At 34.2% G+C, this 16895-nt stretch carries 10 protein-coding genes; 1 reads left to right on the forward strand and 9 read right to left on the reverse strand.

Going from position 1 to position 16895, the window contains the following annotated elements; all coding sequences use genetic code 11:
* Nucleotides 1–9: 9 nt before the first annotated feature.
* Entirely contained in the window at nt 10–2310 is a 2301-nt protein-coding gene (locus tag ACKF5P_RS06300) for an efflux RND transporter permease subunit (RefSeq protein WP_408954365.1), read from the reverse strand.
* Between the two features lie 358 nt (nt 2311–2668).
* The gene (locus ACKF5P_RS06305; protein ID WP_408954366.1) at nt 2669–5404 is read right to left on the reverse strand and encodes a calcium-transporting P-type ATPase, PMR1-type; all 2736 of its coding nucleotides are present in this window, start codon (nt 5402–5404) and stop codon (nt 2669–2671) included.
* A gap of 210 nt (nt 5405–5614) precedes the next feature.
* Between ACKF5P_RS06305 and ACKF5P_RS06310 the strand changes: the two genes are divergently transcribed.
* Nucleotides 5615–7372: an NFACT family protein gene (locus ACKF5P_RS06310; RefSeq protein WP_408954367.1), complete on the forward strand. Its 1758-nt coding sequence runs from the start codon at nt 5615–5617 to the stop codon at nt 7370–7372.
* 142 nt (nt 7373–7514) lie between these two features.
* Here the strand turns inward: ACKF5P_RS06310 and ACKF5P_RS06315 are convergent, their stop codons facing one another.
* The 7 genes from ACKF5P_RS06315 to pyrF all read right to left on the reverse strand — a co-directional run bounded on the left by ACKF5P_RS06315 (nt 7515) and on the right by pyrF (nt 16888).
* Nucleotides 7515–8399: an N-acetyltransferase family protein gene (locus tag ACKF5P_RS06315; protein ID WP_408954368.1), complete on the reverse strand. Its 885-nt coding sequence runs from the start codon at nt 8397–8399 to the stop codon at nt 7515–7517.
* A 309-nt stretch (nt 8400–8708) separates the two neighbouring features.
* Nucleotides 8709–9281 carry an orotate phosphoribosyltransferase gene (gene pyrE, locus ACKF5P_RS06320; protein WP_408954369.1) on the reverse strand — a complete coding sequence of 191 codons (573 nt, stop codon included), beginning with the start codon at nt 9279–9281 and terminating at the stop codon, nt 8709–8711.
* A gap of 133 nt (nt 9282–9414) precedes the next feature.
* On the reverse strand, nt 9415–10329 hold the full coding sequence (locus tag ACKF5P_RS06325; protein WP_408954370.1) for a dihydroorotate dehydrogenase: 915 nt from the start codon (nt 10327–10329) through the stop codon (nt 9415–9417).
* Nucleotides 10322–11122, reverse strand: coding sequence for a dihydroorotate dehydrogenase electron transfer subunit (locus tag ACKF5P_RS06330; RefSeq protein ID WP_408954371.1), 801 nt, complete (start codon nt 11120–11122; stop codon nt 10322–10324). The genes ACKF5P_RS06325 and ACKF5P_RS06330 overlap by 8 nt, the downstream gene beginning before the upstream one ends.
* Before the next feature lie 244 nt (nt 11123–11366).
* Nucleotides 11367–14570, reverse strand: coding sequence for a carbamoyl-phosphate synthase large subunit (carB, locus tag ACKF5P_RS06335; RefSeq protein ID WP_408954372.1), 3204 nt, complete (start codon nt 14568–14570; stop codon nt 11367–11369).
* A 158-nt stretch (nt 14571–14728) separates the two neighbouring features.
* The gene (gene carA / locus ACKF5P_RS06340) at nt 14729–15805 is read right to left on the reverse strand and encodes a glutamine-hydrolyzing carbamoyl-phosphate synthase small subunit (RefSeq protein WP_408954373.1); all 1077 of its coding nucleotides are present in this window, start codon (nt 15803–15805) and stop codon (nt 14729–14731) included.
* 138 nt (nt 15806–15943) lie between these two features.
* Nucleotides 15944–16888 carry an orotidine-5'-phosphate decarboxylase gene (pyrF, locus tag ACKF5P_RS06345; RefSeq protein ID WP_408954374.1) on the reverse strand — a complete coding sequence of 315 codons (945 nt, stop codon included), beginning with the start codon at nt 16886–16888 and terminating at the stop codon, nt 15944–15946.
* Nucleotides 16889–16895 lie beyond the last annotated feature (7 nt).

Genomic DNA, 16895 nt, shown 5'->3' on the forward strand with positions numbered 1-16895 from the left:
CTCCATTTTTTAATCTTTATTTATAACTGTTGCACTCTCATTATTACCTAAAACAACTCTCTCTCTAAACAAAATCAATGCTGGTAAAAAGACCATCGCCCCAAAGAAAGAGAAAACCATCGTAATCGAAGTTAACAGACCAAAGCTTCTAAGTGGTGGAATTGATGAAAACAATAATACTAAAAACCCTGCAATTACTGCAATTGCATTAAAATAATTGGCCCGGCCAATAGTAAAAATAGCATCCTTTAAAGCCTCTTCTAAAGAAAACCCTTTTCTTCTCTCATCTAAGTAACGAGTATAAAAATGAATACTATAATCAACACCAATACCTACTGCCACACTAGCAATCATACTAGTAGCTACATTAAGTGAAACATCTGTCCAACCCATAATCCCAAAGTTAAAGATAACAGTCAAAGCTACTGGCAAACTACAAGCTAAACCTTTAATAAGTGACTTTAACAAAATACTAGTTATTAAAAATGCAAAGAATACAGAAGCAATTAAACTTCTAATCTGACTTGTAATTACCATATTAGTCAATTCATTGCTCAATACTGGCACCCCAGTAAATGTCACTTCATAACCGCTTAATTCCTCTTCAATTAAGTCTTCAACATAACTTACAAGTTCTGCTACCTTTTGGCTATTATCAGCTTCTGAAACCATAACTGATATTTTTGTCTCTTGGTGATCAAAATCGATCACATTCTCTAAAATATTACCCTCACCAGAAGATAGTAACATTAAATACTGAGCAATCCCATGTTGCGGTAAAACATTAAACTCCTCTAACCCTTCATTTAAAGCCTGATTAGTCTCAGCTAATAAGTCAACGACTGAAATAGAGTTACTTAACATCTCATGCTCTTCTAATTTTGCTTGAAACTCTTCTATCTCTTTTAAAAACTCAACCTCTTCAACTCCATCAGTTTCCCCTGTATCAACTACAATATCAAAAGGCGTTGCTCCTCCAAACTTGTCATTAATCAAATTATCTGCTTCAACCATCTCACTTCCCTCTTCAAAAAAAGCAATATAATTTGTTTCAGGTACTATTCTTGGAATTGCTAATAATGCTATTACTACTAAAATAATTGAACCTAGCAAAACTTCCTTATAACGACTATCTACAAATTTATATATCCAAGAAAAGAAACTATCAATTAAAGGCCTTTCTTCAACTGCTGCAAAATGACTAGGAGCTTTCATTACTAAAAGACAGGCTGGTAAAAAAGTAATTGATAATAATAAAGCAGTAAATACACCAAATGCTGCAAATGCTCCTACTTCTCTCAAAATTGTTAATTCAGAAAAGATTAAAGATGAAAAACCAATCATTGTTGTTGAACCAGCCATAATAATTGCGACTCCAACTAAATTAATACTCGAAGCAATTGCTTTTAACTTAGCAAACCCCTCTTCTAAATCCTCATAAAAATGAAGTAAAAAATGAATTGAATAAGCACTACCAACGCTTACTAATAAAACTGGCAATGCATTGCTAACCATGGAAAGTTCACGCCCAGATAGTGAGATCAATCCAATCGTCCAAACTACACTTAATAATACAACTAAAAGTGGCATAAAGACTCCACGTTTACTCTTAAAACTACCATATAAAAGTAGCAAAACTACAATCACAACAAACGGGAATAACTTACTTATATCATCACGCATTCTTTCAGTCATTCGTTGGCTTAAGACAGGACTTCCAGTTAGATAGGTTTTATTTCTCAAATCACTATTCATTATAATCTCTTCAACTGCAACAACAACCTCCTCTTGCTCTGCATCAGGCGCAATCTGTAATATAATATTAGCAGCTTCATAGTCTTCAGAGACTAACATTCCTAAATAACGATCTTTATCTACTAAATTACTTCTAACCTTCTCTATCTCGACTTCACTTTGAGGTAACTCTTCGATAAACTCTCCTACTTCAACAGTAAAGTCAACTCCTCTAATCTCATCAATATTAGTAATACTTCTAACTTCATTAACCCCTCTTAACTCTTCGAAGGTTTGAGTCAGATAATTAATATCTTTTAGTGAAGCAAGGTTTATTATATTATCTTCATCCTCTAAAACTAAAACTATAAATTCTGAACCACCATAATCATCTCCCACCTCTTCAAATGTATTTAAAGTAGCATGATCCTCTGGAAACATATCTTTAATATCTGTACTTATTTCGACTTGCAAAGCATGGTAAGCAAAAAATACACTTACTAAGATTGTAAAAATAATTATAACTTTAGGATACTTCTTAATAATTTTTTTGATTAAATCAAGATTTAACTCCATAAATTATACCCTCCTCTTCATAGTACTGACCAGTCAGTTCTATTTGTATGTAATTATACTTTCTTTTATGACTATTGTCAAGGAAAAAATAAGTAAAATTCCCTCTTTTTTATATGGTAATTTTTAATCCACAATATAGCTAAATAACTGAAACTTCCAGATAAAATAAAAAGTCGCCCACTTCTGAGAGCATAACATACCCAGAAAGAGCGACTAACATAATCATACCAGTTGATATAACAAAAAAGACTGTTTTTATAAAGTATAAATTGTACAAAATTATATATGCAATTCAATGCTAAGAAATTAAAATAAACGCTTAATCATAATCCAATATCTAAAAGCTATTGTTAAAACATCAAGTTTTACTTGCTGATTCTTCAAAGTCAATCAGAGAAATATTCTTTTTGAATAAATTAATAATAAATTGAACTATTTCAGTCATTAATGTACTTCCTCCTGAAACTAATATTATTAACCCCCATTCTCCTCGAGTTAATACAGTAGTGTTAAAGATTTCTTGAAGAAATGGAAGATGTAATACTAAATAATGCATCCCAAAAGAGAAAGCGACTGCTCCTAGTAGGTATATATTGCTTAAGGGATTGATTCTTAATAAACTATGCTCTTCTGAACGACAACTAAATACAAAGAATAATTGAGCTATTACTAAGTTCGTAAAAGCTAAGGTCCTAGCTTTCACCAATGAATTGGTAAATCTAATGCCAAATAGAAAAACTAATACTGTTCCTAAGGCAATCAGTATTCCTCGACCAATTATCTTCCACTTCAAGCCATGAGCAAAGATACTTTCCTCTTTACTTCTTGGCTGCCTCTCCATAATATCATCATCAGCAGGATCCACCCCTAATGCTAAGGCTGGTAAACCATCTGTTACTAGATTAACCCATAAGATTTGGATTGGAATCAATGGTAAAGGCAAACCTAATAATGAAGTTAAAAACATGGCCAATATCTCTCCAATGTTACAGGATAGCAAATAGCGAATAAACTTACGAATATTATCATAAATTGCTCTTCCTTCCTCTATTGCTGCTACAATTGTAGCAAAATTATCATCAGCTAAGATCAATGCAGAAGCCTCTTTAGTAACATCAGTTCCATTCTCCCCCATTGCAATCCCAATGTCTGCTTTCTTAACTGCTGGAGCATCATTAACACCATCTCCAGTCATTGCAACTACATGCCCCTTTTCCTGCAATATCCTTACAATCCTTAACTTATCCTCTGGGGCAACACGAGCAAAAACAGCAATCTTATCTATCTGCTCTTTTAACTTTTGATCACTCATTTGAGAAAGTTCTTTACCAGTTACTACTTGACCTCCCTTGTTTAATAACTCTAATTCTTTTGCTATAGCCACTGCTGTATTCTTATGATCACCAGTTACCATCTTAGGAGTAATTCCAGCTTTTTTACAATTCATGATTGCACTCTTCACTTGTGATCTGGGAGGATCAATCATTCCTACTAACCCTGCAAAAACAATATTATTTTCATATTTCTTTAAGTTATTTTTATCTATATTACTACCTAATTTACGATAACCAACTGCTAATACTCTAAGTGCTTGATTAGCTAACTTCTCATTTTGTTTAATGATTTTATTCTTAACTGTCGGAGTCAATCTCTTAATTTGACCGTTTTCTATGTAATTAGTACATCGTTTTAATAAAACATCAGGGGCTCCTTTAATGAATAGTTCGTATTCTCTTCCCTTCTTACCAATAATAGACATTCTTTTACGATTAGAACTGAATGGAACCTCTAATATCTTAGAAAATTCGCTCCTTAAATCTTCTTTTTTTAAACCTGCTTTATTAGCTGCTAAGAGTAAAGCAGCTTCTGTAGGATCACCAACTACTTCTTTTTTAGATTCTTCTCCCAAAAAATAATCTTTAACTTCATTAATTTTTCCTGATACAGAATCCCCTCTTTTTAACCTTGCGTTGTTACAAATAGCACCAATTTCTAATATCTTACTTAATTCTACTCGTTCAAACCCTTCTGATTGACAATTATATAATTGATCAGGAGTATATATCTGTTGAACAGTCATTTCATTTTTAGTTAATGTTCCTGTCTTATCAGAACAGATTACAGTTGCACAACCTAAGGTCTCGACTGCCGGCAACTTCCTAATTATGGCATTTCTTTTGATCATTCTTTGAACACCTATTGCTAAAGACAAGGTTACAATTGCTGGTAAACCTTCAGGAATAGCTGCCACCGCCAAACTTACTCCCGCTAAAAACATTTTATAAGTTGATTCACCTTTAATAACCCCTAAGCCTACAACTGCTACACAAGCAATAAAACAGATTAATACCAACCACTGCCCTAGATCATTTAACCTCTCTTGCAGTGGAGTTTTACTATCCTCAGACTCCTTTAATAAATCTGCTATCTTTCCCATTTCAGTATCAATACCAGTTGCTGTAACAACAGCTTCAGTTCTTCCTTTAGTAACTACAGTTCCCATATGAATCATATTTTTTCTATCTCCTACTGCTACTTTTCCTTCTAAAGTTGTATTTTCTTTTTTTACTGCCATTGACTCTCCAGTAAGTGATGCTTCATTAATTTTCAAATTACTTTCCTTAATAATTCGTGCATCAGCAGGGATTTTATCTCCCATTTCTACTAGAATTATATCTCCTGGAACTAATTCTTGAGATGGAATCTTTTCAATTGAACCATCACGTAAAACTTTTGCTTGGGGTGCTGATAACTCCTTTAAAGCTTGTAGCGATCTTTCAGCTCTAATTTCTTGTACAAATCCCATAATTGCATTTAAAATAACAATTGCTAAGATAGCAATTGCATCATCAAATTCCCCTAAGAAACCTGAAATAATAATTGCCCCAATTAAAACCAAAACCATAAAATCTTTGAATTGTTCAAAAAACAACCCCAAAACAGAATAGCCACTATTATCTGGAATTTTATTCAAACCAATTGTTTTCAATCTTTCCTCTACCTGATTAGGATCCAAACCACTATCTAAATAATTTATTCCAAACTTTTTCATAATTTCTTTAATGGTTAAATTATATATTTTTTTTGTAGTCATTTCTCCCCCTCCTAATTATTTTGAATTTAACTATTCTACTATAATTATCATTATTCAGTCCTTTTTCAAAAAATAACCTGATAAATAATAAAAGGATTCAATACTTAAAATTATAATTACTTATTAACAAGATAATCCTATAAATATGATTGAAAAAAACTAACTGTCATGTTAATATAAGGATAAGAAATTTAGGAAGGAGTTGTTAATATGGCTTTAGATGGTGTTACCTTAGCAGCAATCAAATCTGAATTAAATAAAAAATTACTTAAAGGTAGAATTGATAAAATATATCAACCACAAAAACACTTACTAACCATTAAACTTAGGCAACCAGGAGAAAATATTACACTTCTAATATCTGCTAATCCACAAGAACCACGCATTCATATTACTGATCAAGAATTTGATAACCCTTTACAACCACCGGCTTTTTGTATGTTGCTTAGAAAACATATACAGTCTGGCAGGATCAAAGAGATCAAACAGCCTGATTTTGAACGAATTCTAGAGATTACAATCCAATACAAAAATAACCAAGGAGATTTAGAAGATAAAACCTTAGTTATAGAGTTAATGGGAAGACATAGTAATATTATATTATTAAAAGAAGACCGTCAAATTCTAGACAGTATTAAGAGAATAACATCAAAGATGAGTCGTTATCGTGAAATATTACCGGGCAAAAAATATTTACCACCTCCTAAGCAAGACAAAAAAAACCCATTAATCACAGATCAAAAAGAATTTAAGTCTAGCTTAGAAGAAAAAACGGGCCAACCCCTTTATAAAACAATCATGAAAAGCTATCGCGGCATCGGGCCAACGATGGCTACCGAAATTGCTCATCGTAGTCCAGTAAACGAATACGATGATTTAACTAGCTATGCTCAAATTGAACAGCTTTGGCCTAGCTTTAATGAAGTTTTTGAACAGGTCAGCACTGAAAAATTTGACCCTACAATTATCTTAGATAAATCAGGTAACTTTGAAGCTTATGCTGCTTTAGATCTACAGCAATTTGATAAGATATCTAAGAAAAAATTCAATTCCATCAATCATTTACTCAACTTTTATTTCGTAAATAGAATAACTCGAAAAAAGATCAATAACTTAACAAGAAAGATGGAAAACACAATTGAAAAGAATAAAGAAAATGCTTATAAAAAGCATAGACGAGTTAAAGGTCAGCTAAAAGGAGCTTATAATGCAGATAAACACCAGTTAAAAGGAGAATTAATTACTGCTAATATTTATCAACTAGAAAAAGGAATGAAGAAAGTCAAATTACAAAACTATTATTCAGAAAACAATGAAGAACTGACAATTCAACTAGATCCTAAACTAAGCCCTGCTGAGAATGCCCAATATTATTTTAAAAAATATGAAAAAGCAAAAAGAAGTATTAAATATCTTAAGAATGAAGTCAGAAAAGCCAAAAATGAAATTAATTATTTGAAACAGTTAGAAACTAATATTAAGCAAACAGAAACACTTACAGAGTTAAAAGAAATTTATCAGGAATTAATCGAGGAAGGTTATATTAAAGAACAAAAATCGAATCAAAGTAAAAGGGATAAGAAGCTACCTCCATTAAAATTCAAATCAACAGAGGGTTATGATATTTTAGTTGGTAGAAATAACCGACAAAATGATAAATTAACCAAAAAAATAGCCAACAATCAAGATCTATGGTTTCATGTCAAAAAAATTCCAGGTTCTCATGTGATTATTAGAAATCATACTAGAGATGAAATACCTGAAGATACAATATTGGAAGCAGCTCAAATTGCAGCTTTTTATAGTAAAGGAAGAAAATCAAGTAATGTCCCAGTCGATTATACTCAAGTTAAACATGTTAATAAACCAAAAGGAGCCAAGCCAGGCATGGTTTATTATGAAAATCAAACTACTTTATATGTTACCCCTGACCAAAAATTAGTTGAGAGTTTGGAGGTAACTAATTAAAAAAGTTGCCTCCGGCAACTCAATTTAAGTCTAAGATTGAGTTTAAGTAAAACCAACAAATACAAACTATTAAAAGTTATTCACAACCTCTAAAAAGCATAATTTCCTTAATAATAAAAAAATAACAGGTAGGCTTAGAAGCCTACCTGTTAAAATCCATCTTCATTTCTAAACGCTCTTCTTCCTTTTCAATCTCCCAAATATCAGATAAATCAATCTCAGACCAAATTGCTTCCTCAATATTAATATGTAACTGCTCAACATCATTGTCTAAAGCCAAATTAGAAGCATATGCTAATAGTTGCTCTATTATTTGAGCTGGTAGCTCTTGTTCTTGAGCACAAATGTATACCGATCTCCCATTAAACAAGACAACAGCTTCAAAATTATCAACTTTCACTTGGTGAACATAAGGGCCAACATAATTTAATAATTTCTTTTGACCGGCTTTAAAAGATTTTAACCAAGTATAATCCCTAGCCCACGGACAACCAACCATCACATTTAAATCTTGTGGTCGCTCAGAAATATTCAACTCTCCAATCTTTTCAACTTCTAAATTCTCCCTTTGAGCAACTATTTCAACTGATAATTGAGGCTCTTCTTTAATCTCTTTTAATCCTACCTTTTTATAAAGCCCTTTTGATTTATCAGTATTAGGCCAAGTAATATAACCTTCATAACCTAAGCCTTTCATAATAATAGCTGTATAACGTACTAATTCTATACCAAATTTTCTTCTTCTAAAATCATCATGTATCTCTAATCTAACTAAATAAACATGTTCCTCGGTAGATTCAGGCAAGATCAATTCAGCATAACCAATCACAGCATCATCTAATACAGCTACAAACATCCTTCCATTAACCTCTTTAAGTAAGTTAGCATGAAACTTACTTAAATCTTCATCTTTCCACCACAATTTAGGAGTAGTATCCTGATACATCTCATAAATTTTAGATATATCATCCTCAGTTGCTTCACGTAACAATACTCTCCCTTCATTGGCATAAACATATTGTTGCATCAGCTCACCTCTTTTCACTAAATTAATATCTATTCTAAGCTTAATTAACTACTAGAAAAAATAGTTCCCTTTAATATTCTTTCTAGACCAATTACTTTTCACCTTCTTTTTCAGGAAAATTATTCAATCTATAAATATATTATATACACTTCCCTTAAAATTTATGTATAAAAAAACAAAATGGCCTCCGGCCATAGGTTAGGGTTAAATTTAAGCGTGAGTAAGAGCTAAAACCTTAAGTTTATACCTTTACATAAACTTAGACCCAACCTCAAACTTAAAAAAGCCCCATTTCTGGGGCCAACAAACCTAAATCTCTCTACTACCTGGTTTATCTATCTTTAATCCCTGTTCACACATCGGACAATCATCAGGATCATACGTCTTAACATCCACAGCTAACATTGACTCAGTAAGAACACCAAAATCGACCTGACCATTACTTCGGTCTACTAATGTACCCACTGCTACTAATTCAGCTCCATTCTGTTCAATTACCTCAATTACTTCTCGCACAGATTTACCAGTCGTTAAAACATCATCTACCACTAAAATTTTATCATCAGGATTAATTTTAAACCCTCTTCGTAGAGTCATTTCTTCGTTTTCCCGTTCAGTAAACATAGTTTTCTGTTCCATAGCTAATCCTACTGCATAAGCAAGAGTAACGCCTCCCATTGCAGGGCCAACGACTAGATCTATATCCAAATCAGCAAATTTAGCAGCTAACCCCTCAGCTAACTTCTGAGCATGAATCGGATGCTGTAACACTTGAGCACACTGTAAGTATTGATCACTGTGCAACCCTGAACTTAATTTAAAATGTCCTTCCTGTAAAACTCCAGTCTCTTTAAAGATCTCAATTACTTGTTCCTCTTTCATTTAAAATCCCTCCGCATACTATTTAATATTTAATACTTAATATTGAACATTTACTAATTAGAAGTTTAAAACCTTTAAGATTTATTTTTGAGAGGTTTAATTATTTAATATTAAATATTCATTATTCAATGTTTTACCCAATTGCTTTCCCTACAATATCATTTATATCTTCGTAATCATGTTCCAGCAAATACTTCTCTATCCCCTCTAAAATCTCCATTGTAACTTCTGGATTAACAAAGTTAGCAGTTCCAACCGAAATAGCATTGGCCCCTGCTAAAAAGAATTCAATTGCATCTTCAACAGTAGAAATACCTCCCATTCCAATCAATGGAATATCAACTGCTTGTGCTACTTGATAGACCATTCTGACTGCTACTGGCTTAATTGCTGGCCCTGATAAACCACCTATCTTATTAGCCAAAATAGGTTCTTGGCGTTCAATATCAATCTTCATTCCTAATAATGTATTGATTAAAGAAATAATATCCGTTCCTGCTTCCTCTACAGCTTGAGCAATCTCAGCTATATCAACAACATTTGGAGATAATTTAGTAATCAACGGCAATGATGTCTCTGCTCGAACTGCTTGGACCACTGAAGCTGCCATATCAGCCTCAGTACCAAAAGCTAGACCACCTTTTTTAACATTAGGACAAGAGATATTGATCTCGATTGCATCGATCTCTGTCTCAGCCAACTTAGTAGCTAGCTTAGCATAATCCTCAACAGTATTTCCCGAAATATTAACAATCGTCTTAAACTCCTTATCCTTAATCCCAGGTAAGATCTGATTTATAAAATGATCAACTCCAGGATTTTGCAGACCAATAGCATTCAACATTCCAGCAGGTGTCTCTGCAATTCTAGGCGTAGGATTACCTTTTTTAGGCTGTAGAGTAGTTCCTTTGACCATTACTCCACCTAACTTATCTAAATCAACATAATTCTTATATTCCAAACCAAAGCCAAAAGTACCAGAGGCAGTAGTAACTGGATTTTTTAATTCCAATCCATTCAAATCAACTGTTAAATTCACGTTACTCATCAAAGATCACCTCCCGCAGTGGAAAAATTGGCCCTGCTGTACAGGCCTTTTTATAAGTCCAACCATCTTTGCCATCTATCTTAACTTGGCAGACACAAGATAGACAAGCACCTGTACCACAGCCCATTCGCTCTTCTAAGGAGGCTTGGCCGGCAACATCAAAGTTAACTGCCCAATCTTTGACAACCTTCATCATCAAAGTTGGCCCGCAGGTATAAATATAATCTATCTCCTGCCCTAACCCATCTAAATAATCAGTTACAAAACCTTCTTTACCTAAACTACCATCCATTGTAGCAACCTTCAATTTAAGATCAAACTCTTGAAAACTATTCAAATCTATTACTTCTTCTGCACTCTCTGCTCCTAATAATAAAACTACTTCCTTATTCTTTTTTATTAGTTCATTGACTAAAGGATACAAAGGAGCAATTCCCACTCCTCCTCCAACAACTACTACTCTATTAATCTCTTCAGAAATACTAAATCCAGTTCCTAATGGTCCCATAATATCTAATTGATCCCCTGCTACTAATCTAGATAATACCTCTGTTCCACGGCCTACAACTCTATATACAAGCGTTATCGTCTCTTCTTCGTAATTAATCCGGTTAAGACTGATCGGCCTTCTTAATAATGGGTCAAAGCCACTCTTTTTAGCTACCCATTTAATATGTACAAATTGTCCAATCTTAGCCTGAGCTACTATCTCTGGTGCCTTAATTACCATTTTAAAATAATCTGGGCCAACCTTTTGTTGTTTGACAACTTCTCTGATCACCCTTTGTGCCATTGAACTCCCCCCTTTTTTTAGTTTGCAGTTGACAGTTAAAAAGCTTATAAATATATAACCTTTCAATATATGTAGCTTAAGTTTAAGGCTAAAGTTGAATTTAAAGAAATCAAATGAATTTAGCTTTTACTTAGCCTTAAACTCAAACTTAAACTAAATCTCATTAAATTACAATTTTTAACCACAGGTATATAAGCCAAAAACTATCAACTCTCAACTATCAATTATCAATTATCAACTTATTTTATACATAATCTTGTAATGCTTGAACAGTTACCTCAGCACCTGTTTTTTTATTCTTCTGTAACACCCGCAAAATTGCCTTTGTTGTATCAAGCGAAGTCAAACAAGGAATTCCCATCTCTACTGCATTTCTTCTGATCTGGAATCCATCCCTTGCAGGCACTTTACCTTTAGTCAGTGTATTAACCACTAAATCAACTTCATCTGCTTCTATCATATCAATGACATGTGGAGAACCTTCAGACACTTTTTTAACTTCCTCCACTTCTACTCCTACCTCCTGTAATACTTCAGCAGTTCCAGCAGTAGCTACAATTTCAAAACCAAGTTCAGCAAACTCTTTAATATAAGATATCGCTTCTTCTTTATCCTTATCAGCAATAGTAGCTAAAACCCTACCTTCTTTAGGAATATCTATATCTGCTGCTACAAACCCTTTATATAATGCCTTGTTATAGTCTTGATCTAAACCTAAAACCTCACCTGTTGATTTCATCTCTGGCCCTAGATTAGTATCGACCTTTCTTAATTTAGAGAATGAGAAGACAGGCACCTTAACTGCTACATGATCCTGCTTTGGCAATAAACCCGTTGGGTAACCCAAACCTTTTAATTTCTCCCCTAACATCGCTTTAGTCGCTAAATTGACCATCGGTATCCCTGTCACCTTACTCAAATAAGGAATAGTTCTACTTGAACGTGGGTTGACCTCAATAACATAAATTTCTCCATCATGAAGGACATATTGAATATTAACCAACCCTTTGACATCTAGCGCCTGGGCCAACTTTCTTGTATACTGCTCTAACTTAACTTCTTGCTCATCTGTCAATGTCTGAGCAGGGTAGACAGCAATACTATCACCTGAGTGGACCCCTGCCCGCTCAATATGCTCCATAATCCCTGGAATAATTACTTCTTCACCATCAGAAATAGCATCAACTTCAATCTCTTTTCCGATCATATACTTATCTACTAAAATAGGATGATCTGGTGAAACCTTGACGGCATTCTCCATATATTCTGCTAATTCTTGGTCATCATAGACAACTTCCATTGCCCTACCACCTAAAACATAAGAAGGACGTACTAAAGCTGGGTAACCTATCTCATTAGCTATCTTAGCTGCTTCATCCATTGAAGTAGCCACATCACCAATTGGAGTTGGAATTTCTAACTCATTTAATAAATTAATAAACTTATCTCTATCTTCAGCTAAATCAATCGCTTTAACTGATGTTCCTAAGATATTGACCCCTTCTTCTGCTAATGGCTTAGCTAAATTAACAGAAGTCTGTCCTCCAAACTGAACCACAACCCCTTCTGGCTGCTCTAGCTCAACAATATTCATCACATCTTCTTTAGTCAATGGCTCAAAGTATAACCTATCTGAAGTATCAAAGTCTGTACTTACCGTTTCAGGGTTATTATTAACAATAATTGATTCATATCCCTTTTCGTGTAAAGCCCAAGCAGAATGAACACTACAATAATCAAATTCTATCCCCTGCCCAATTCGAATTGGCCCTGAACCAAGGACTAACACCTTCTTTTTATCTGTAACCTCTGATTCATTAGTCCGCTCATACGTTGAGTAATAATAAGGCGTCTCTGCTTCGAACTCAGCTGCACAGGTATCTACCATCTTATAAGCAGTTTCTATTTCCTGCTCTTTACGGAATTGATTAACCTCCTGCTCTGATTTATCGGTCAAAATTCCAATCTCTTTATCAGAAAAACCAAACCGCTTAACCTCTCTAATCAACTCTGAAGTTAAACCTTCCTCTTCTAACCTTCTTTCCAGGTCAATAATATTCTTCATTTTAACTAAGAAGAAAGTATTAATCTCTGTCAATTGATGAATCTTTTCAATACTCCAATCTCGACCGAGTGCTTCAGCAATTACAAAGATCCGTCGATCATCTGCTATCTTTAATTTCTCTATTAATTGTTCATCACTCCAGCTTTCTACTTCCTCATGCTTCAATCCAGAAGCTCCTACCTCTAAAGAACGAACTGCTTTCAATAAAGAAGCTTCTATCGTCCGTTCAATCGCCATTACCTCTCCAGTTGCCTTCATCTGAGTTCCTAATTCTCGCTCTGCATAATGAAATTTATCAAAGGGCCAACGTGGAACCTTAGCCACTACATAATCAAGAGTAGGTTCAAAACAAGCTGTTGTCTTCTTAGTAATTGCATTTTCAATTTCATCTAAAGTATATCCTAAAGCAATCTTGGCTGACACCTTAGCAATTGGATAACCTGTCGCCTTAGAAGCCAAAGCACTAGAACGACTAACCCGTGGATTAACTTCAATAATATTGTACTTAAAGCTATCTGGATCTAAAGCAAATTGAACATTACAACCACCTTCAATCCCTAAAGCTCTAATAATTTTTAGTGAAGAAGAACGTAACATCTGAGCTTCCTTATTAGATAAGGTCTGACTAGGAGCAAAGACGATACTATCGCCTGTATGAATCCCAACTGGATCAAAGTTCTCCATATTACAAATAGTAATACAGGTATCATTGCCATCTCTCATTACTTCATATTCAATCTCTTTCCAGCCTTTGATACTCTTTTCAATCAGAATCTGTCCAATCAAACTATGCTTAAAACCACGTGCTGCAATTTCATCTAACTGATCTGGATTATTAGCAACTCCACCTCCAGTTCCTCCCATCGTATAACCAGGTCTTACAATCACTGGATAACCTATCTTGTTAGCAATCTTTTTAGCCTCACCAATTGTAGTAGCAGTCCGACTGGTTAAAATCGGCTCCCCTATGTCATCCATCAAGGCCTTAAATGTATCTCGATCTTCAGCACGTTGAATAGTATCTAAAGGTGTTCCTAACAGTTCAATTCCTAACTCATCTAAAATACCGTCCTTAGATAAATCAATCGCTAAATTCAATCCTGTCTGGCCACCTAAAGTCGGTAATAAACCATCTGGTCTCTCTTTCTTTAAAATCTCTCTAATATACTTAACAGTTAAAGGCTCAATATATACTCTATCGGCCATATTCCGATCGGTCATAATTGTAGCAGGGTTACTATTAATTAAGACTACTTCTAAACCTTCTTCTTTTAAAGCACGACAAGCCTGGCTTCCTGAGTAATCAAACTCTGCTGCTTGTCCAATAATAATTGGCCCAGATCCAATAACCATTACTTTCTTTAAATCTTCTCTCTTTGGCATAATTAACCCCCTCGGTAAGTCAATTAATATTTAACATTTAATAATTAATAGTTACAATTCAAAACATAAATGAAAAGATAAAATTTTTAAATGGTTTGCTAATTATTCAATATTCACTATTCAATATTAAATGCTTTTATCTATTCATTATTCAGTATTCAATGCTTTTCTATTAGTTCTATAAATTGCTTAAATAAATAATAAGAATCTTCAAGTCCTGGTGCAATTTCTGGATGATATTGCACAGAAAAAACAGGTAGTTCTTTATGCTTCAATCCTTCTACCGTCTGATCATTAACATTAATATGAGTTACCTCTAAATTCAATCCCTCTAATGACTCATTTTTTAAAGCAAAACCATGATTTTGAGAAGTGATATAGACTCGATTTGTACTTAAATCCTTGACTGGATAATTAGCACCTCGATGACCAAACTTCAGTTTATAAGTATCTGCTCCACAGGCCAAACCTATTACCTGATGCCCTAAGCAGATTCCAAAGATTGGAACTTGACCCATCAACTCTTTAACTGTTTCTGCCACATAAGGTACATTCTTAGGATCCCCTGGCCCATCAGAAACCATAATTCCATCAGGATTTAAGTTTAAAATATCCTCTGCTGAAGTATCAGCAGGTACTACTGTTACTCCACAATTACTTTCTGTTAAGGAACGGATAATATTATTCTTCACTCCGCAATCAATCAAGGCTACCTGATATTGACCATCTCCTACTTTGTAAATTTTATCAGAAGTAACCTGACTTACTAAGTCTCGATCTGATAAACTAGAAACTGCTTTTGCCTCTGCAACCAATTCTCCTTCTGTTTTATCAACAGTAGTAATGATCCCCTTCATTGTTCCTTTAGTTCTTAACCTTTTAGTTAAAGCTCTAGTATCAATTCCTGCTATTCCTACAATTCCAATTCTTTTAAAACATTGATCTATCTTCTCCTTGCTCCGCCAGTTACTAGGTTGATTACAAAATTCTCTGACCACAAAACCATTAACATAAGAATTATAAGACTCAACATCTTCATTGACAATCCCATAATTCCCAATCAACGGATAAGTCATCGTCACAATTTGGCCTTTATAAGAAGCATCAGTCAAAACCTCCTCATAACCAGTCATTCCAGTATTAAAGACAATCTCACCTTCGGCTTTATCCTCAGCCCCAAAAGCTTGCCCTTTAAAAACAGTTCCATCTTCTAAAACTAACTTTGCTTCTCGCATTTACTAATAACCCCCTTCGGTTTAACTGATATACAGTGTCAATAGTCTGTGTCTGTGGATATAGTCTCTATGTTTTTCATTGACACTGATTGATTCCTAACACTGACACTTAATTGTAAACTGTACATTGTTAATTAGTTAACTCCAAACTAATTTATCTACTCCAGCTAATGCTTGGTTAATCGTTTCTTTCATCTTAATTACTGCTTCTTCAGCAGCTTGCTGATAATCATCACTATATTGTTCTTCTTGATAGGCAAAGATTATTCCTCGTGAGGAATTAACCACAGCTCCATAGCCATCATCATTAAAAGCAGGTAAAACATCCTCTGCTCCTCCACCCTGAGCACCATAGCCAGGCACTAAAAAGTAGTTTTGAGGCATTATTTCTCTTAACCTCTCAGCTTCTTGTGGATAAGTAGCTCCCACTACTGTTCCTACTGAACTATAACCTCGTTGTCCAATTGAATCTTGACCCCACTCAACTACCAGCTTAGCCAGTCTTTGATAAAGTTTATCTTCGGTAGACAATTCTAAATCTTGTAAATCTCCTGCAGAAAGATTAGAAGTCTTAACTAAAATAAAGATTCCCTTTACATACTCTTCACAATTTTTTAAAAAGGGAGCAATTCCATCGTGACCTAAATAAGGGGTCACTGTCAAAGCATCAGATCTTGCCTTTAATTTCTTACCTTTCCAGATCTCTTGTTGGCCTAAATAAGCATCAGCATAAGCTTGAGCAGTAGAACCAATATCATTTCTCTTTCCATCTGTCAAGACCAATAAATCCTGCTTTTTAGCATAATCGACAGTCTTCTCAAATGCCTCAACCCCTGCTGAACCATAGAGTTCATAAAAAGCTAACTGTGGCTTAACAACAGGAGCATGTTCTTTAATCGCATCGATAATTCCACAATTAAATTCAAATAATGACCAAGCAGCAGCCTCTATCGTCTTACCACATCTCTCTAGTGCTTTTTGTTTAATCTGTTCAGGAATTCTATCCAATCTAGGATCAAGCCCCACACAAACATGGCTCTGTTTTTGATCAATCTTTTCCATTAATCTATCTGCAAAATTCATTATACCT

Origin of the sequence: Natroniella sp. ANB-PHB2, from assembly GCF_046097105.1 — a bacterium.
Lineage (GTDB): Bacteria > Bacillota > Halanaerobiia > Halobacteroidales > Halobacteroidaceae > Natroniella.